This is a genomic window from Maribacter sp., assembly GCF_049667165.1.
In the GTDB taxonomy this organism is placed as follows: domain Bacteria; phylum Bacteroidota; class Bacteroidia; order Flavobacteriales; family Flavobacteriaceae; genus Maribacter_A.
The window spans coordinates 1-19,782 of the sequence record NZ_JBATHS010000246.1 but is presented as its reverse complement, the minus strand read 5'-3'; the positions used below and the strand labels follow the sequence as shown (position 1 = coordinate 19,782).

The 19,782-nt window shown below is 40.6% G+C and carries 19 protein-coding genes; 13 read left to right on the top strand and 6 right to left on the bottom strand.

Annotated elements, in window-relative coordinates; all coding sequences use genetic code 11:
• The 6 genes from WBM98_RS12465 to WBM98_RS12440 all read left to right on the top strand — a co-directional run.
• Positions 1-915 (top strand): gliding motility-associated C-terminal domain-containing protein (locus WBM98_RS12465; RefSeq protein ID WP_424366352.1); only part of this gene is annotated, 915 nt, incomplete at its 5' end.
• A 34-nt stretch (positions 916-949) separates the two neighbouring features.
• A complete protein-coding gene (locus tag WBM98_RS12460; protein ID WP_424366351.1) occupies positions 950-1,888 on the top strand; it encodes a PorP/SprF family type IX secretion system membrane protein in 939 nt (312 codons plus the stop codon).
• Positions 1,889-1,899: 11 nt separating this feature from the next.
• Entirely contained in the window at positions 1,900-3,840 is a 1,941-nt protein-coding gene (locus WBM98_RS12455; RefSeq protein WP_424366350.1) for an OmpA family protein, read from the top strand.
• A 120-nt stretch (positions 3,841-3,960) separates the two neighbouring features.
• Positions 3,961-4,995, top strand: a complete 1,035-nt coding sequence (locus WBM98_RS12450) for a COX15/CtaA family protein (protein ID WP_424366349.1) — start codon at positions 3,961-3,963, stop codon at positions 4,993-4,995.
• Positions 4,996-5,022: 27 nt separating this feature from the next.
• Positions 5,023-5,520 (top strand): IS1096 element passenger TnpR family protein, encoded by a 498-nt coding sequence (locus WBM98_RS12445; protein WP_424366348.1) that lies wholly within the window; start codon positions 5,023-5,025, stop codon positions 5,518-5,520.
• A 70-nt stretch (positions 5,521-5,590) separates the two neighbouring features.
• Positions 5,591-6,649, top strand: coding sequence for a nucleoid-associated protein (locus WBM98_RS12440; RefSeq protein WP_424366347.1), 1,059 nt, complete (start codon positions 5,591-5,593; stop codon positions 6,647-6,649).
• A 126-nt stretch (positions 6,650-6,775) separates the two neighbouring features.
• Here WBM98_RS12440 and WBM98_RS12435 read toward each other — a convergent pair whose 3' ends face one another.
• Positions 6,776-7,858 carry a hypothetical protein gene (locus WBM98_RS12435; protein ID WP_424366346.1) on the bottom strand — a complete coding sequence of 361 codons (1,083 nt, stop codon included), beginning with the start codon at positions 7,856-7,858 and terminating at the stop codon, positions 6,776-6,778.
• Between the two features lie 91 nt (positions 7,859-7,949).
• Here WBM98_RS12435 and WBM98_RS12430 point away from each other — a divergent pair, with 91 nt between their 5' ends.
• The 4 genes from WBM98_RS12430 to WBM98_RS12415 all read left to right on the top strand — a co-directional run bounded on the left by WBM98_RS12430 (position 7,950) and on the right by WBM98_RS12415 (position 13,475).
• On the top strand, positions 7,950-8,852 hold the full coding sequence (locus WBM98_RS12430) for an ABC transporter ATP-binding protein (protein WP_424366345.1): 903 nt from the start codon (positions 7,950-7,952) through the stop codon (positions 8,850-8,852).
• 14 nt (positions 8,853-8,866) lie between these two features.
• The gene (locus tag WBM98_RS12425; RefSeq protein ID WP_424366344.1) at positions 8,867-9,700 is read left to right on the top strand and encodes an ABC transporter permease; all 834 of its coding nucleotides are present in this window, start codon (positions 8,867-8,869) and stop codon (positions 9,698-9,700) included.
• Between the two features lie 197 nt (positions 9,701-9,897).
• Positions 9,898-11,886, top strand: a complete 1,989-nt coding sequence (gene uvrB, locus WBM98_RS12420) for an excinuclease ABC subunit UvrB (RefSeq protein ID WP_424366343.1) — start codon at positions 9,898-9,900, stop codon at positions 11,884-11,886.
• Between the two features lie 50 nt (positions 11,887-11,936).
• Positions 11,937-13,475, top strand: a complete 1,539-nt coding sequence (locus WBM98_RS12415; RefSeq protein WP_424366342.1) for a M20/M25/M40 family metallo-hydrolase — start codon at positions 11,937-11,939, stop codon at positions 13,473-13,475.
• 165 nt (positions 13,476-13,640) lie between these two features.
• Here the strand turns inward: WBM98_RS12415 and WBM98_RS12410 are convergent, their stop codons facing one another.
• Together WBM98_RS12410 and WBM98_RS12405 are read right to left on the bottom strand one after the other, a co-directional pair.
• Positions 13,641-14,072, bottom strand: a complete 432-nt coding sequence (locus tag WBM98_RS12410; RefSeq protein ID WP_424366341.1) for an Hsp20/alpha crystallin family protein — start codon at positions 14,070-14,072, stop codon at positions 13,641-13,643.
• 172 nt (positions 14,073-14,244) lie between these two features.
• Entirely contained in the window at positions 14,245-14,637 is a 393-nt protein-coding gene (locus tag WBM98_RS12405; protein WP_424366340.1) for a TerB family tellurite resistance protein, read from the bottom strand.
• 209 nt (positions 14,638-14,846) lie between these two features.
• On the opposite strand from WBM98_RS12405, the gene WBM98_RS12400 reads away from it, so the two are divergent.
• On the top strand, positions 14,847-15,215 hold the full coding sequence (locus WBM98_RS12400) for a DUF1456 family protein (protein ID WP_424366339.1): 369 nt from the start codon (positions 14,847-14,849) through the stop codon (positions 15,213-15,215).
• A 46-nt stretch (positions 15,216-15,261) separates the two neighbouring features.
• On the opposite strand, the gene WBM98_RS12395 is transcribed toward WBM98_RS12400, so the two are convergent.
• The 3 genes from WBM98_RS12395 to WBM98_RS12385 form a co-directional block, all read right to left on the bottom strand.
• Positions 15,262-15,600: a hypothetical protein gene (locus tag WBM98_RS12395; RefSeq protein ID WP_424366338.1), complete on the bottom strand. Its 339-nt coding sequence runs from the start codon at positions 15,598-15,600 to the stop codon at positions 15,262-15,264.
• A 281-nt stretch (positions 15,601-15,881) separates the two neighbouring features.
• A complete protein-coding gene (gene sucC / locus WBM98_RS12390; protein ID WP_424366337.1) occupies positions 15,882-17,075 on the bottom strand; it encodes an ADP-forming succinate--CoA ligase subunit beta in 1,194 nt (397 codons plus the stop codon).
• Positions 17,076-17,146: 71 nt separating this feature from the next.
• Positions 17,147-17,788 (bottom strand): LON peptidase substrate-binding domain-containing protein, encoded by a 642-nt coding sequence (locus WBM98_RS12385; protein ID WP_424366336.1) that lies wholly within the window; start codon positions 17,786-17,788, stop codon positions 17,147-17,149.
• 168 nt (positions 17,789-17,956) lie between these two features.
• Here WBM98_RS12385 and lysA point away from each other — a divergent pair, with 168 nt between their 5' ends.
• Both lysA and WBM98_RS12375 read left to right on the top strand, forming a co-directional pair.
• Positions 17,957-19,198 carry a diaminopimelate decarboxylase gene (gene lysA / locus WBM98_RS12380; RefSeq protein WP_424366335.1) on the top strand — a complete coding sequence of 414 codons (1,242 nt, stop codon included), beginning with the start codon at positions 17,957-17,959 and terminating at the stop codon, positions 19,196-19,198.
• 62 nt (positions 19,199-19,260) lie between these two features.
• Positions 19,261-19,782: thioredoxin family protein (locus WBM98_RS12375; RefSeq protein WP_424366334.1), on the top strand; the 522-nt coding region annotated here is incomplete at its 3' end.

Genomic DNA, 19,782 nt, shown 5'->3' with positions numbered 1-19,782 from the left:
ACCGTCAATGCCGATGGTACTGTGGATGTGGCTTCAGGAACTGCCGTGGGTACCTATACCATAGATTATACAATATGTGAAAACCTGAATCCCACCAATTGTGATACTACGACAATAACCGTTGTTATCTCGGACATCTTGGATTCCGACGGAGATGGGGTGACTGATGATCAAGAAATTTTGGATGGCACGGATCCTAACAATCCATGTGCCTTTAATTTTGAAAGTATTACCGAACCTCAAACGGGAAATTATCTAGTTGCCGATTGTGATGGTGATGGAGTAACTAATGGCGATGAAATTGCCGATGGCACCAATCCTGAAGACCCATGTGATTATGACAGAGGAAATGTTACACTGGTCCAAACCGGGGATTACTTGATTTCCGATTGTGATGGGGACGGTGTTACCAACGGTACGGAAATCACCGATGCAACGGATCCAGACGATCCTTGCGATTACTTGGCACCAAGTATTACACTCGATAGAACCGGGGATTACCTGGATGCAGATTGTGATGGCGATTTGATTTCCAATGGTCGGGAAATGACCGATGGCACTAATCCTGAAGATCCTTGTAGTTCTTTGGGTGGTACTCCACCAACTGGTGTTGCCTGTGATATCATATTTGAAAATGACCTTGTTGGCCCGGATATTACAGACGGGGTATTCAAGATCACCAATATAGAATCATATCCAGAAAATACCGTTAGAATTTATAACAGATGGGGCGTATTGGTTTTCGAGACCCAAGGGTACAATAACGGTAGTAACGGCTTCCGTGGAATATCCAATGGTCGGGTTACGATCCAAAAGAATGAGGAGCTTCCTGTAGGAATCTACTATTACGTAGTGGACTACATCAACCAAGGCGAGGCCAAAAAGAAAGCAGGATACCTCTACGTAAACAGATAATAAAAAACTAAAATTCCCCCTAATGCATAATATTATGAAAAGATTATATATATCATTATTGCTCGCCTTGACCGCCTTGGGAGGCCTGTACGCACAGCAAGATGCGCAATATACCCAATACATGTACAACACCATGTCAGTTAACCCTGCCTATGCAGGATCACGGGGTGTGTTCAGTTTAGTCGGACTACATAGATCGCAATGGGTCGGCCTCGATGGTGCCCCAAATACACAGACTATTAGTTTTAACACTCCTGTTGCCAAAAGGGTAGGTATTGGATTATCGATAGTCAATGATGAAATAGGGAATGGAACCAATCAAGAAACGTATTTCGATGGGGTATTCTCGTACACCGTGCCTACCTCTGAAAGCGGTAAATTATCTTTTGGACTTAAAGCGGGCGGACATTTGTTGAATATCGACTTTAATAAATTACGTAATTACAATCCAGCTCTAAATCCTACTGGATACCAAGATATTGAGAAAAAGTTTTCCCCCAATTTTGGTGCGGGAATTTACTATCATACGAATAAATTCTATGCGGGTCTATCTGTTCCCAATTTCTTAAAAACAGAACATTTTGATGATTCTGGACAAGGAACTTCCTATTTGGCTAAAGAACGTATGAACCTGTACTTCATCACTGGGTATGTTTTTGACCTGAATCCTGATCTTAAATTCAAGCCTACGGCATTATTAAAAGCAGTACAAGGCGCTCCATTACAAGTTGATGTTTCAGCCAATTTTATGCTCAACAATAAGTTTACCCTAGGGGCCGCCTATAGATGGGATGCCGCTCTAAGCGCATTATTCGGTTTTCAGATTTCGGATCAGTTTATGATTGGTTTGGCCTATGACAAAGAAACAACGGAGTTGGGCAACACCGCCTTTAATGATGGGTCTTTTGAAATTATGTTGCGTTATGAATTCCTCAATAAATACAAAAAAGTAATAACCCCAAGATTCTTTTAATAGCTACCAAGATGAAAAAAATAAAATATATACTCCTAGGATTGGCTGCTATGACCACTGTGGTTAATGCTCAAGAAAACAAAATCAAAAAAGCGGATGCGAATTTTAATAATTACGCTTATGCTCCTGCGATCGATTCCTATGAAAAACTGGTGAATGATGGGTATTCCCAAGAACAAATATTCAAAAACTTGGGCAATGCCAATTATTTAAATGCCAATTATGCAGAAGCGGCCAATTGGTATCAAAAATTATTTCTGTTGGAAAATACCGCTATAGATGCTGAATTCATGTACCGCTATGCCCAGACTTTAAAGTCATTGGAAAAGTATACCGAATCCGATCAATGGATGCAAAAATTCAAAGCGGCCAAGGCCAATGACCAAAGAGCTATACAATTTGGAAACAACCTTGACTATTTGGATAAAATTGAAGCGAATTCAAACCGGTATGACATTAAGAACCTTTTGATCAACTCCAAAGAATCGGATTTTGCCCCTTCGTTCAATAATGAAATGTTGGTTTTTTCTACCGCTCGAGATAGTGGATTGACCTCAAAGAACATTCATGAGTGGAACAATAAATCGTTCTTAAACCTATACTATGCCAGTCCTAACGAAGAAGGAGCGTACATAATGGCTTCTAAGCTTTCTAAAAATCTAAACAAGAAAACACACGAATCATCAACAGCTTTTACCAAAGATGGGTCCACCGTGTATTTTACGCGAAATAATTCAGAGAACGGAAAATTCGCCAGGGATAAAAATGGAGTAAGTCGACTAAAAATATACAGGGCGACCTTAACTGATGGTGAGTGGAGGAATATAGAAGAGCTACCGTTTAATGGAGATGATTATTCTGTAGCCCACCCAACCCTAAATTCAGATGAAAGCAAATTATATTTTGCCTCGGACATGCCCGGAACCCTAGGCCAATCGGACATTTTTGTTGTTGACGTTAATTCCGATGGGTCTTTCGGAACACCTAAAAACTTAGGGGGAAAAGTAAATACAGAAAGCAGGGAGACTTTTCCATTTATAACCAGTGAAAATAAATTGTATTTCTCATCTGACGGCCATCCTGGTTTAGGTGGGTTGGATGTTTTTGTCACCAATCTGGATAACGAAAACGAACCAACTATTGAAAACATTGGAAGGCCAATAAACAGCGAGGAAGATGATTTCTCTTTCATTTTTAACGAACAAACTAAAAAAGGATTCTTTGCCTCGAACCGCGAAGGTGGACAAGGCGATGACGATATCTATGGTTTTTTAGAGAATAAAGCGTTGGACTTAAGTTGTCACACGAAAATTACGGGTATAATAAAGGACCAAGAAACAGGAGCCCTTCTCGCTGATGCAGAGGTTTCCATTTTTAATGTCAAAAACGAAATCGTATCAAAAACAACTTCTGGTGCGGACGGTTCCTTTACTATGGATGGCGATTGTGCCAATGGGGAGTACAAACTAGCGGCTTCCAAAGATGAATACAACAATGGTGACAGAATGTTCACTACGGTCGATTCAAAAGACACCGATACTATTGAGCTCGGTTTGGAAAAAACCAGAAAATCAGCCCCAATAGGCACCGACCTTACCAAGTATTTGGATATTGAACCTATCTATTTTGATTTTGACAAATCATTAATAAGAAAGGATGCCCAAACAAGTTTAGAAAAAATTCTTACTTATCTCAAAGCATATCCAGAGGTATTCATTAACATAAAATCCCATACCGATAGCCGCGCCAATGATGCTTATAATGAAAAACTTTCTGCGCGCAGAGCAAAGGCTACGGCGGAATATTTATTTATGAAAGGTGTTGCCAAAGATAGGATTACCTATGAAGGAATGGGTGAAAATGAACTTACGAATGAATGTAGCAATGGTGTACCTTGTTCAAGGGAAAAACACCAGAGCAACAGAAGATCGGAATTTATCGTCATAAAATAAAATGACAAGCACCAAAAAAAGGAGCTAATAAAGCTCCTTTTTTTATGGTTTTATTCTTCGAAATACATTTGAATATTGGAAAAGAGTAGTAATTTTGCACGCATTATAAGACTACCGCAGATGTACAAAAATTTCCATATTATAGCCAAAACTTCTTTGGTATTGGTTTATTTGGTCATTATTGCAGGAGCTGTTGTCCGTATGACAGGGAGTGGCATGGGATGCCCCGATTGGCCCAAGTGTTTTGGCCACCTGATTCCTCCAACCGATGAATCCGAGCTACAATGGAAACCTGGCGAAGATTATAAAAAAGGACAGGTCATTATCCTGAATGAAACACTTCAAGTGGCAAAGGAGGATTTTATAAGCGGGAATCAACTTGAACGTGACCAATGGGCACCTTATACAAAACACGACTATGCCGAATTTAATCCATGGCATACATGGATCGAATTCATCAATCGGCTTTTTGGAGCCTTGGCCGGACTCAGTACATTGGTGTTGGCCATCGCCTCCTTCGGGTATTGGAAAAAAAAGAAACGCATTCCCCTTTTGTCCTGGTTGGTGGTATTCGGGATGGGTTTTCAAGCTTGGTTAGGAGCAACCGTGGTTTATTCCGTATTGGAACCTGTTAGGATTACCTTGCACATGGTCATGGCCTTATTGATCGTCGCCTTACTTCTATACTTGGTTTTCATTTCGAAGGAACAACGGAAAAACCAAACCTATAATGCTAATACCGTTGTTTTATTGTCCATTGTTTTTGGCTTGACCCTGGTTCAAATTGTGTTGGGAACACAGGTAAGGCAGTTTGTCGATGAACAAATCGCCGAAGTGGGTGAAACGGCCAAAAATCTTTGGTTGCAACAACCGACAATTTCCTTTTACATCCATCGGTCATTTTCAATTATCGTTGCCCTTTTCAATCTTTATTTAGGTTATAGGATCTATAAATTGAATTTGGGCCTTACAAAAATAAATTGGGTGTTGCTCATTCTCCTTATTGAGGTCATAACCGGTATGGCCATGTTCTATTGGGATTTCCCCTTTATGAGCCAGACAATGCATTTGGTATTGGCCTCACTACTCTTTGGTGTACAGTTCTATTTGGTTTTGGAATCCTATAATGCGAGTAGAAGTCATAAATCTTTGTAACTTTGCTCTCTCTCAAAAATAGAGTTAATGATATATAAGATCCGAATCATCTTGGATACCCATGAAGATATCTTTCGGGATGTTGAAATCGAGGCACATAGTTCAATGGAGGAATTTCATAATACCATTGCCCAGTCCTTTGGCTTTTTGGGTAATGAAATGGCCTCATTTTACACCTGTGATGATGATTGGAAACAAGATGGGGAAATCGCCCTATTTGATATGGGTGAACATGGAGCGGATGTACGTATGATGAACGAGACCTATCTAGAGGATGTCCTTACCAAAGCAACCCCCAAACTTATTTATGTGTATGATTTTTTGAATATGTGGACGTTCTTTGTGGAATTGGCCGATATAGTGATTGAAGAACCTGGACGCCCATACCCCAATATACTCTTTAGTTTTGGGGAATTACCCGAATTCCCGCCAGAACGAAAATTCGAAGCTGAAAATACAGCCTTGGATATTGACGATACTTTTGAAAACTACGACGATTTGGATTTTGATGAAAACTGGAACTAACCTTTGACAAACAATATTCGGTATTCACGAATAAGAAAAAAATCCTCAACTCTTAACTCTTAACTTAAAAATGATCAATCTGTACCCCACCCATATCGAAAGTATTTCATTGCATCGCGTTGGGAATAAGAATAAAAATGAAGGTATTTTTTTATCGGCCGACCCTTTCGGCCTAAATGACGAGACCACCGGATTGTTGAAAGAATACTTTTTTAGGCCTTTTAGGGAAAAGGAAGAGAATTATTTCAAACTCACCCACGAGGTTGATCTGGAGTTCAATGAAGTGCATGCGATAATATCCGAAATATTCAAAGATCCTGCGTGTATACATGATCAGTCCAAAAAAATAGCGACGCATCTTTATGACCAATCCAACCATCCCCATATTAAAAGTGGGGAGGTTTATGTCACTTACTTGACCGGTATTTTACTGGACAATGTAAAGGTGGATGCTATCGGTATTTTCAAAAGCGAGGTAAAACATGATTTTCTTCAGTTCGAGGAGAAAGGTAGCAGCTTGGACATCGTGATACAACATGGCATCAATATCAATAAACTTGATAAAGGATGTCTTATTTTCAATACCAATAAGGAAGAAGGGTACAAGGTACTTTCTGTGGATAGCAACCGGTATGACGCCAAATATTGGCTTGAGAACTTTTTGGGTGTAGATGCCTTGGCCGATGAAAATTTTTACACCAAGAACTACCTAAAATTCTGCCAAAATTTCGCCAAAGATGTGGTTTTACCCGCAGAAGACAAACAACAAGAGGTTTTGTTCATGAATAAGGCCGTGAACCATTTTGCGAAAAACGATGCTTTTGAAGAAAGTAATTTTATGAACGAAGTGTTCGAAAATCCTGAGCTTATTCCTGAATTCAAGCATTACAAAGTTGAGAAAGGGCCTAAATACAGTATTGAGGATGTCTCTAACTTCGACATTGCCAATAAAGCCGTATCCGATGCCCGTAAGAAGATAAAGAATGTCATCAATCTAGATACCAATATCCAGATAAAACTAAACTTCATCAATTCGGATTCAGCGGAAAGATTCGTTGAAAAAGGCTGGGATGAAGAAAAACAGATGTACTATTATCTGGTGTATTTCAATAAAGAGCAAAAAAGCTAATACCCCAACCGTCTAGTCTTACATTTTTTAAAAAACGGAACACGCTGAAAAATGGTTGGTAAAAAGACATGAATCGCTGTACGCCAATTGTAAGGAATACGGGGTTTGCCTTTGGAAACGTGTTGCTTATATCTTGATTTTGTGTTCGATGATCTGTTTCATGCTGACGCCTTGGTAGTTGCGTTTAACAAAATCAAGGGCCAGTTCTAAGATTTCGCCCATAGTCTTGCATTTTTTGAATTGTACATCTTTGGTCAATTCGTAAATTTCCTTTTTGAGCAATTTAATGTTTGCACTTAATGAAATATCATCATTTTTGCAAATCTTACTTAGGAGCTTAATACGATCACCTGAACTCAGAATTCGCTTGGCAATGATTGAACGTTCCTCCAATTTATATTGATCAATAGAATTTTCCATCAATTTACTTTTCACCAATTCAACCATTTTATAATTCTCTTTAAAAAACTGTGGTCGATATACTTTTAGCTTACCCTCATAACTTTGTTGATCAAAATCTATGGCCCTAATCCTATAAACTACGTGGTCAAAGTCATGCGTCATTACAATAACGTAATTATAAGATCGCATATCACCCAACAATCGTATCATACTCCGCTCATTGAACTTAACAAACTCCTTTGCCAATTGGGCTTTTTCGGTTTCCGAACATTTTGGCAACATTTCCTTAATAAATACATCCCCTGGTATGCCTGCAATATGCTCTTCTATCATAGTGTCCTTATAGACCAAAAAATTGAGATTATATGGGGAAAGCATATGCTCGAACTCCAAGCCATAAATCCTTGAAGCATCGGCTTTCTTCACATAGAAATAGGTGAAATTATCATTAAGGATGTTCCTTACTTTAATACGAAAGGGTTTAGAATTCGCGAAGGTGCAATAATCAATGGCATCAACATTTAGATATTGATCAATATGGCCGCTTCCATCGGAATGTAAAATTGAATATACCTTTTTAAGGCTAGTGTCAATTTCTTGCCGTTCAAACTCATTGTAATAAACCCTAATCCATAATGTGTCTTCCTCATTTTCATCATAAACCACCACCGAGCCAGCAAAACGCAATAAATCCTCATAAAAAATAGGAATCTCGATCTTACGGCTATATTGTTCCAAATAGGCATCCAACTCTTCCGAAACTGGGTAAGCTGGCTTTTTCTTTGACATTAATTTTTCCTCCTGCATGGTAATTCTTTATTTTTAAAGGGATAAGCCTGTAACAAATTTACGGTTTATGCGTCAAGTTACTATAAACCTCCCAAAAACATCTCCTATTTTGGAAAAGATACTTACGGTAAACAACCTCACGAAAAAATTCGGGTACCTTACCGCTGTCAAGGACCTCTCCTTTACTATAGAAAAAGGTAATGTTTATGGTATCCTAGGACCAAACGGTAGTGGCAAGTCCACAACCTTGGGCATCGTTCTAAACGTTGTTAATAGAACCCGTGGGGAATTTGCATGGTTTGATGGCGAAACCTCAACCCACGAAGCACTGAAAAAAGTCGGGGCCATCATCGAGCGACCTAATTTTTATCCCTATATGACCGCAGTACAGAATCTAAAGCTGGTCTGCAAAATCAAGGAGGTGTCGTCTAAAAAAATCGAGGAAAAGCTGGAATTAGTAGGATTATTGGACCGTAAAAACAGTAAATTCAGAACGTATTCCTTGGGCATGAAACAACGATTGGCCATCGCCTCTGCCCTATTGAACGATCCGGAAATACTTATTTTGGATGAACCCACGAACGGCCTGGATCCCCAAGGCATTCACCAAATCAGGGAAATCATAAAAAAAGTGGCCTCCCAGGGCACCACGATACTGTTGGCCTCCCATCTTTTGGATGAGGTTGAAAAAGTCTGTACCCATGTCGTGATTCTCAGAAAGGGACAGAAGTTATATTCCGGAAGGGTCGATGATATGATGGCGAGCTTTGGTTTCTTTGAGCTGAAGGCTTCAGATAACGAAAAACTCTTGGCCTTTTTGAAGAACAATAAGAGTTTTAGCAAGATAACCCAAGAAAATGGGCTAATTACAGCGTTTCTTAACGAAGAGATGAATTCCGAAGTTTTGAACAGAAGCCTCATGGAACAGGGAATATCACTTTCACATCTTGTGAAAAGAAAGGAAAGTCTCGAGGAACAGTTCTTGGCATTGACCAATAATGCAGCCAACTAACACAAAAACAAAGCATGTTACGATTATTACAGATAGAATTCATAAAACTTTGGAACAATAGGGTCAGTAAAATACTGATCATTGCTTATTTTGTTCTGCTTACCTCAATAGCACTTGTCGCTGCAATTAAGTTTGACATTGGCCCTATAAAATTCCATCTGGCCGAACAGGGTATTTTCAATTTCCCGTACATCTGGCATTTCAATACGTTCGTTACGGCATTCTTTAAATTGTTCCTGGCGATTGTAATCGTTTCCATGATGGCGAATGAATACAGTAATAAGACCATAAAGCAGAACCTGATCGACGGGCTTTCGAAAAAAGAGTTCATCCTCTCAAAATTTTTGACCGTGATCTCATTTTCATTGATATCAACTATCTTTGTTTTTGTGGTTTCCATGATCCTAGGGCTTATCTATTCAGATTACACCGAGATCAGCATCATTTTTTCCGACCTGCAATTTTTGGTGGCCTTTTTTGTGAAATTAATGGGGTTCTTCTCGTTTTGCCTTTTTCTTGGAATACTGGTCAAACGTTCAGCATTCGCCTTGGGATTTCTAATCCTATGGCAGGTCTTTGAAGGTTTCGTGAGGGGTATGTTGCGTTGGAAGGTTTTTGATGCTGACACTACCGATCTCGTCATGGGATTCTTTCCCCTGAATGCCATGTGGAAACTGATCGATGAACCTTTTTCCCGCCTAGGTGCCGTTCAGTCGGTAGCGGATCAAATCGGCGAAAAGTTTGAATTGGACTATGGGGTTCATTGGTATGAGATTTTGATCGTATTGGGTTGGACCTTTATATTTATCTATTTCTCGTACTATATATTAAAAAGGAGGGATCTTTAGATGACCCCAATGAAATGCTCGTAGCTACCGCGAAATTGCTCCTTCCTACAATTTAGCCCTAATAATGCTTTTTTGATTTCTTGGCATCTAGATTTGGTTTCTGATCATTGAAATCGCACAGCTTCAATTAAAATGGGCGGATTATTTTTAAGAGAACCTTACACCATTTAATCGTTGGCCTTTTGTATTTTTAAAAAATGAAATTCAAGGTCGTATCCGAATTCAAGCCAACCGGGGATCAACCGGAAGCCATTCGCCAATTGGTCAACGGCATCAATTCTCAAGAACGCTATCAAACACTTTTGGGGGTAACGGGTTCTGGTAAGACCTTCACCGTGGCCAATGTCATTGAAAAAGTACAGCGCCCAACCTTGGTTCTGGCCCATAACAAGACGCTGGCCGCACAATTATATTCGGAATTCAAGCAGTTTTTTCCTGAAAATGCGGTGGAGTATTTTGTTTCTTATTATGACTATTACCAACCAGAGGCCTATATTCCCACCTCGGGGCTTTATATCGAAAAAGATCTTTCCATCAATGAGGATATCGAAAAACTGAGGTTAAGTGCCACCTCTTCCCTGCTTTCAGGACGAAGGGATGTCCTTGTTGTGGCATCGGTATCTTGTTTGTACGGGATCGGAAACCCAGTGGAGTTCCAAAAGAACGTCATCAGCATTCAAAAAGACCAGGTAATCGCCCGCACCAAGTTATTGCACCAATTGGTACAAAGCCTTTATTCCAGGACCTCGGCTGATTTTAGAAATGGGAATTTCAGGGTTAAAGGGGATGTTGTCGATGTCTTTCCGAGTTATGCGGACCATGCTTTTAGGATTCACTTCTTTGGAGATGAGATCGAAGAGATCGAAGCTTTTGATCCTTTCAACAATAACGTGATCGAGACCTATGAGAATCTGAATATCTATCCGGCGAATATGTTCGTTACCTCACCCGATATTCTACAAAATGCCATTCACCAGATCCAAGATGATTTAATGCATCAAATCGGATATTTCAAGGAAGTGGGTAAACCCCTCGAAGCAAAACGTTTGGAGGAGCGAACCAATTTCGACTTGGAAATGATCCGAGAATTGGGGTATTGCTCGGGCATAGAGAATTATTCGCGTTATTTGGACGGTCGCGAGCCCGGCACCCGACCCTTTTGTCTCTTGGATTATTTTCCACAGGATTTCTTAATGGTCATCGATGAGAGTCATGTCACCCTTCCCCAAGTACATGCCATGTATGGGGGAGACCGTTCCCGAAAAGAAAATTTGGTGGATTACGGATTTCGATTACCAGCGGCCATGGATAATAGACCCTTGAAATTCGAAGAGTTCGAGGCCTTGCAAAACCAGGTCATCTATGTGAGTGCAACCCCAGCGGATTATGAACTACAGCTTTGTCAAGGGGTCTATGTGGAACAGGTGATCCGACCTACTGGATTGCTAGATCCCATTATAGATGTAAGGCCCAGTTTAAACCAAATCGATGACTTGATCGAGGAAATTCAACAAAGGGTTGAGAAGGATGAAAGAACATTGGTAACTACCCTTACCAAACGAATGGCAGAGGAATTGACCAAATATCTGACCCGAATCAATGTTCGTTGTAGGTATATCCACAGTGATGTGGATACCTTGGAACGTGTTGAGATCATGCAAGACCTGCGAAAGGGTGTTTTCGATGTGCTTATCGGGGTAAACCTCTTACGAGAGGGTCTTGACCTGCCCGAAGTTTCCTTAGTGGCCATTTTGGATGCCGACAAGGAAGGATTTCTTCGTAGTAATCGTTCATTGACACAAACCGTTGGAAGGGCGGCAAGACACTTGAACGGGAAGGCAATCATGTATGCGGACAAGATCACGGCCAGTATGCAAAGGACCATCGATGAGACCAATTATCGCCGTGAAAAACAGATTGCCTATAATACGGCCAACAACCTTATCCCAAAGGCATTGAATAAAAGCCTGGATAGTGCTCTGGCCAAGAATTCCGTTTCGACCTATCATTTTAAAAAAGAAGAATTGCGGGCCGCTGAGCCTGATATGGCCTATTTGACAAAAGACCAAATCGAAAAATTGATTCGTGACAAACGAAAGGCCATGGAAAAAGCGGCCAAGGAATTGGACTTTATGCAAGCGGCCAAACTGCGCGATGAGATCAAAACATTACAAAAACAAGACTGATTCCTTAGTTAGGAATCCCAAGACCTATGGGCTATAAGGGCAGCTTAAAAATGAACACAAATTCAAGGACCCCCGTATCGATTTTGATGCTGATGCTCCTATGCTTAATGGCAGGCCCCTCCCTTTGGGCCCAAAAGCTTACCAAAGACCAAATAACCACTTTGGCCCATAATAAATTACCTACGGCGACTTTAGGCTTGAAAGCATTTCTTCAACTGCCCAATGATGGGCATTTTCCGGAACAGGCCAAAAACAATGCCCTTTGGTGCGATAGTATATTCAAGACCTTGGGATTTCAAACTAAAGTCCTCGAGACAGAAGGAATACCCCTTTTATTCGCTGAAAGGAAATTTCATAAAAAAGCCAAAACCATCCTTTTTTATCTTCAGATCGATGGTCAGCCTGTAGATTCTGCCCAATGGGACCAGGCCAACCCTTATAGTGCAGTCCTGAAAGAAAAAGTGAATGGTACATGGCAACCGATTGGCTTTGAGAGGCTACAAAATGAATATAATCCGGACTGGCGGATTTTCGGCCGATCCGTTTCCGATTCCAAAGGACCGGCTATGGCTTTCATTTCGGCTTTGGAAATCCTTAAAGAACATAAAATTAAACCACAATTCAATGTAAAGGTCATCATGGACTTTCAGGAAGAGATGGGATCCCCTTTTTTGGCCAAGGCAGTTACGAACAACAAGGCCCTTCTGGAGGCTGATATGCTTTTTATCATGGATGGTACACGCCACGTGTCAAACCTTCCGACCCTTACCTTCGGGGCCCGGGGAATCGCAACGGCCCAACTTCGGATTTTTGGTGCAAAACAAGACCTTCATAGTGGACAATATGGCAATTTCGCCCCAAATCCTGTTTTTAAAACAGCACAACTTTTAGGTAGCTTAAAAGATGAAAACGGAAAGGTCCTTATCCCAGGGTTTTATGATGGGATAGTACTAAGTGAGGCCAAAAAATCCTTGATCAACTCGGTGCCTGAAAACAGGGATAGTTTAATACAACGTTTGGGAATCTCAACTACCGATGCTATTGGGAATACCTATCAAGAGGCACTCCAATATCCAACATTGAATATCAGGGGCATGAAAGCAGGATGGGTAGAAAAGGAAGTACGTACCATCATACCCTCGGAAGTTATTGTTGAAATTGATATGCGATTGGTTCCCGAATCGGATGGCAAACGCTTAATGGAGCTTTTAAAAGCCTATATTCAGGACCAAGGCTACCATTTGGTAGGGGCCGCACCGACCGAAGAAGAACGAAGCACCTATCCCAAATTGGCTTCCTTCGATTATACCTTGGGTTCCTTACCCTTCCAAACCCCAATGGATTCGGATATTGGCCAATTATTGAATAAGGCCATTAAAAAGGTATTTGGCGATCAGGTCGTTAATATGCAAACCACAGGGGGTTCACAACCGATTGCCCCTTTCATCAATACCCTGGACATTCCGGCGGTATCCTTAAGAATCCCAAATCCGGATAACAACATCCATGCACCAAACGAAAACCTACGTATCGGTAATTTTCTGGAAGGGATAATTACATGCTTAGCGGTTATGGATGAACGTCCATAAATGTAAAAAGCGCCCCGATTACTCGGAACGCTTTCCACTGCCAACACAACACTTTTGGTGTCTACCAGCAACCTGATGGGCTTTTTACAGCCCATCAGGACTAACCAACTAAACCAACCATTATGAAATATCCCAAAATGGGAACTACATAATTTTTTTCGTCACTTAGGACAATTTGATCAACCTTTTGGGCTTAGGCAATGCCTCTTCCTTTTTAGGTAAATTGAATGTTAGGATACCATCTTCGTAGGTTGCCTTGATATGTTCTTCATCAATGGTTTCCGGAAGGGTAAATGCACGTTTAAAGGAAGTATAGGAAAATTCCCTACGGGTAAAGTTTTCATTGTCCACGTTTTCCTCTGATTTGGTTTCAGAAGAGATCGTTAGGACATTCTCATTGACCTCAATTTGAAAATCTTCTTTCTTTCGCCCGGGTACGGCCAATTCCAATTCAAAATCCTTTTCGTTTTCCTTAATATTTACGGCAGGAACAGGAACATTGGTATTATAATTCTCCATGCCACCAAACCAATCTGGCTTGAATATTTCGTTCATTAAAGCTGGGAACAAAACATCATTTCTTTTTATTAAACTCATAACTTTTATTTTTTAACGGTTAACACTTAAACTCGTCAAGGAATAAACAAAAGATATACCAACGCAATAAATATGTCATTATGACGCTTTTCTGTACGATAATTGCGCCAATATGGCATTTAACTCCGATATTTAAGGGAATCGCCCTTAAAGCGATGCTTTGAAAATGCGTTTAATTATAATATGCCCTGAAGATATCGAGCAATACTTGGGGTGGAACGATCTTATTGGGATATTGGTGCATGACGGAGAGTACCTGCTCAATTGCGGATGGCGGCAATCCCATTCGTAATCCTATATTGTGTAATTGGTTGATTTCCGATAGATCCTGCCTTTTATCGACATTCATCAAAAGTACCAACCGATGGAATTGCAGGATGCGATCGGCCTCTGATTTTGGAACGATATGTTCTGCCTCTTCTTGAAAAAGGGCCTCAAATGCTGCCTGGCCCACACCTAATTGTTCAGCAACACTTTGGAGAAAACCGTATTCTTCTGGCTTAACTTTTTTATCAACCTTCGCAAAGGCTATCATTTCAGAGAGTATGCTCAATTTTTCCTTCATTGTGTCCATATTCGATCGTTACCTTAAGGTTTCATGATAAATTACATGTAAAAGGCGTCCTATATGCTACCTTCACATCAAACAATGCGTATTTTTAAAGGGTAATGGTATAACTGAAAAAATGTGCCTTTCGTATAATTAATCCTGGTTTTCCGCCAAAATACCATTGGCTATACTTAATTTGCAGACCGAATCTAAATATTGGGAACATGACAAACAATGATATCTTCAAAAAGCTCAGGGTTGCCCTCATGCTACGGGATGACGAAATTGTTGAAATTCTGGAATTGGCAGATTTTAAAATCACCAAAAGTGAATTGGGGGCTTTGTTCAGAAAGGAAGACCACCCTAATTATATGGAATGTGGGGACCAAATTCTTCGGAATTTCCTGAACGGATTGGTCATACATTTAAGGGGCACCAAGGAGAATCCGAAAATCCCGGGTGAAGTACTCTTAAAAAACAAAACCGAAAAAAAGAGCACGCCCAATAAAAAACCTGATTTCAATACAAAACAGCGAAAAAAATTCACACCGGATATTTCATCTGTAAAATACAAGAACAAAAAAAAATCCTGATACCAACATGAATGTCGAAATCAGGATTCCATTAAGTCTTTGATGATCATGCGCCCGCAACCCTAATAGGAATAGTGAACTTCTCACCTTCCTTGAAGTTCGAAATTTCGACTTTTTTGTAGTTTAATCTAGCTTTTACGAAAGACTCCAATCTTTCATCCTCCGTATCTACGGATAAAACTACAATCTCTCCCTGATTATTCAAGGTGAACCTAACTTGGGCCGTTAGATCGATATCGTCATTGGTAAAGGAAGTGTTTTCCAAAAGCGCTCCAATTTGAATGGAAAGATCTTTTTTTGGATCGTCTTTTGCCACATTGTTGGCGAAAATGTTACCTGTCACTAGCAGCATTGCAGCCACGAATACTAAACTTAATTTTCTCATGATTTGATTGTTTAATGATTGATGAATAATTGATGATTACTTAAAAGACGGTGCACGAAAGTAATTGTTACAGGGATTTTGCCATTTAACAAAATTTTAAATATGGCAGTCCTCTAATTTCTTCGACAAAGTAAATGTGGATTTTCATATTAAGAAAGAAGCATCGGATGGTTTAACCAAACCTTAAAGCACATAACATTGTAGTAACTTTTGGCCATATAAAAAGGGGCGATACCTTAAAGTAGCGCCCCTTTTTACTTTTATTATTTTCAGTTGTCAGATCAACTCAAGACCGCTTTGACCTTATCTGCCGCCTCTTGGAATTGTACGGCCGAATGTACTGCCAATCCAGAATTATCGATAATTTCCTTGGCCAACTCCGCATTGGTTCCTTGCAAACGGACAATTATCGGTACTTTAATGGCATCACCCATATTCTTATAGGCATCAACAACACCTTGGGCAACCCGGTCACAACGAACAATGCCACCAAAAATATTGATCAATATGGCTTTCACTGCGGGATCCTTAAGAATAATACGGAAAGCTTCCTCTACCCTTTTGGCATCGGCTGTACCCCCAACATCCAAAAAATTAGCTGGTTCACCACCGGCCATTTTAATAAGATCCATAGTGGCCATGGCCAAACCGGCCCCATTTACCATGCAACCTACATTCCCATCGAGATCAACATAACTCAAGCCTACGGCCCGCGCTTCGACCTCTATAGGGTTCTCCTCGCGTAAATCGCGCATTTCAGCATATTGTTTTCTTCGGTACAAGGCATTGTCATCTATGGAAACCTTTGCGTCGACCGCCATAATCTTGTTATCAGATGTTTTTAGAACCGGATTGATTTCGAACAAATTGGAATCGCTCTCCACATAGGCCTTGTAGAGGGAGGTAACGAATTTGGTCATTTCTTTGAAAGCGGTACCGGACAGACCGAGATTAAATGCAATCTTACGTGCTTGAAACGGAAGAAGTCCTGTGGAAGGATCTACTTCCTCGGTAAAGATGAGGTGCGGCGTCTTTTCAGCGACCTCCTCTATATTCATCCCACCTTCAGTGGAATACATAATCATATTACGTCCTTTACCCCGATCCAACAAAACCGACATATAGAATTCACTGGTTTCACTTTCACCAGGATAATACACATCCTCCGCAATCAATACTTGGTGCACCTTCTTGCCTGCCGCAGAAGTCTGGGGGGTTATTAGATTCATCCCAATGATATTTCCCGCGATTTCCTCGACTTCCTTAAGGTTCTTGGCCAGTTTTACACCACCACCTTTACCACGCCCACCAGCATGTACCTGAGCTTTCACAACATACCAAGTGGTGCCTGTCTCCGCAGTCAATTGTTTGGCAGCCGCCACAGCTTCCTTAGGATTATGGGCCACTATACCGCGTTGAATGCGTACTCCAAAACTGGCTAAAATCTCTTTTCCTTGATATTCGTGAAGGTTCATATCGGTTTCTTATAAGTTCGATAGCAAAAATAGGAAACACACCCGATTTACCCTAATGTATTCATACAGTTTTATCGAATATTGAAATCCTTAAAATCTAGGGGATCGAAATTTTTGAAATCACCGTTCATTTTAATGGCCCCTTTGGTTCTATCCACTGCTTTCAATACGCCTATTGTCGTCGATAAATGGGATTTTATATAGGAAAAACGTTCACTTTCCTTGGACATCTGCAAGAGCTGATACTCCTGCTCATAAGAAAGTCCTATTTTATGGATCACACCGTACATATTGAATTTATCGATCGGTATGGTCTTGAAAGGAACATCCATCAGTTCATAGAGTTCCTTTATTTTGTCGAGTACCCCAACTTTCATCTGTCGGGTAGCATCATGAACGTCCTCAATGAACTCCACTTCCCCACCGGCATATAACTTACCGGGTAAATGGTTTTGAAAGGATATAACCTTGAAGGCCTGTCGTCCTACACAGACCACATCCATCTCCCCGCCTTCGTACGTATTCACAACCTCTACCAATTGCACCTCGGTACCATAGGCTATCTGATCATAGATAAAGACTGGTATCCCAAAGGTGATGGCCTCTTCCCGGCAATCCTGTATAAGTTGCTTGTACCTTTCCTCGAATATATGAAGGGGAACGGTCTCACCAGGAAAGAAAATCGATTTTAAAGGGAACAATGGTAATTGCATGCTGTTATTTTTTTTTAAAAATACAACACCATTATGATGACCGCAACTTTCAGCAAGAATCAAAAAAGTTATATTTGAAACATTTTGTTTCATTTCTAAAACAAACCGGGATTTTCTTGCCCAAACCGATTTAGAGCTCTAGTTTTGCTAAAACTCAAAAGGATTATAATGAAGCATGCTGATTTATTGAAGATTTCCAAAACATACGGCAATCCCGTCTATGTTTATGATTCAGAAAAAATCATTTCCCAATTCAACAGATTGACCAAGGCCTTTAAAGGGGTCAAGCACCTGCGATTGAACTACGCGTCCAAAGCCCTTTCCAATATTTCGATTTTGCGTTTGATGAACAGTTTGGGCAGTGGTTTGGATACCGTGTCCATTCAGGAAGTGCAACTCGGTCTTATTGCCGGATTTAAACCTGAATCCATTATATTCACGCCCAATGGAGTTTCTTTGGAAGAGATTGAGGATGCCGCCAAATTAGGCGTACAGATCAATATCGATAATTTATCCATACTTGAGCAGTTCGGTAGCAAGCATCCCGATATACCGGTGTGCATCCGAATAAATCCGCATGTAATGGCGGGAGGCAATTCAAATATCTCCGTTGGCCATATAGATTCTAAATTTGGAATCAGCATACATCAAATCCCCCATTTATTGCGCATCGTTGAATTGACTAAAATGAACATCAATGGCATTCACATGCATACAGGAAGTGATATTCTGGATATTGATGTATTCCTCTATGCGTCAGAAATTCTGTTTGAAACCGCCAAAAACTTCAAGAACCTAAAATTCATCGATTTTGGAAGTGGCTTTAAAGTCCCTTATAAACCTGGGGATATTGAGACCAATATTGAGGAATTGGGTAAAAAACTGACCGATAGATTCAATGCTTTTTGCGCTGAATATGGTGAGGAACTTACCTTGGCCTTTGAACCCGGCAAGTTTTTGGTCAGCGAGGCAGGTTATTTTTTAGCCAAGGTGAATGTGGTCAAACAAACGACCTCAACGGTTTTTGCCAGTGTGGATAGTGGATTCAACCACTTGATACGCCCCATGTTGTACGGGGCCAACCACAGTATAGAGAATATTTCAAATCCTGAAGGTCGTGAGCGCTATTACTCCGTGGTTGGTTATATCTGTGAGACGGATACCTTTGCAAACAACCGAAGGATCAATGAAATTTCTGAGGGCGACGTCCTATGTTTTAAAAATGCCGGCGCCTATTGCTTTACCATGGCCAGCAACTACAACTCAAGATTTCGACCTCCCGAGGTGCTGTGGCATAATGGGAAGTCCATCTTAATCCGGGAACGTGAAACCTTCGATGATCTTATAAAGAATCAAGTAGACGTGAACGATCTCTTTGTTCCGGCAAAAGCCAAGACAGCTGCAAAATAAAGGTCAAAAATATTCGTTAGTTTTGTTATTATAGTACGACAGAATCTAAAAAGCTATTTATAATGAAACAATACAGGTCCACTTTATATAAAATTGCAGCGTTAGTCTTCATGGTTATGCTTTCCTTTACAGGCAATGCCCAAGAAGTGGAATGGTTAAGCTGGGATGAGGCCGTAAAACGTGCCCAAACCGATGAAGCTCCCAAGAAAATCTTCATTGATGTGTATACTGATTGGTGTGGTTGGTGCAAGAAAATGGATAAGGATACTTTTCAACACCCCGATGTAGCCGCTTATATGGCCACTAATTTTTATATGGTGAAGTTGGATGGGGAAGGCAAGGACCCGATAGAGTTTAAAGGGCAGACCTATAATTTTGTCCCTTCCGGAAGAAAAGGATACCATGAGTTCGCCGCTGCGTTGATGCAGGGCCGTATGAGTTATCCGACGACCATCTTTCTCGATGAAAAGATGAACATGCTATCCCCTGTTCCCGGTTATCAAAAACCGAAACCCTTTTTGAATATAGCCCGATATTTTGGGGACAATATTTATTTGGAAAAAGATTGGGAGACCTATAGTGGC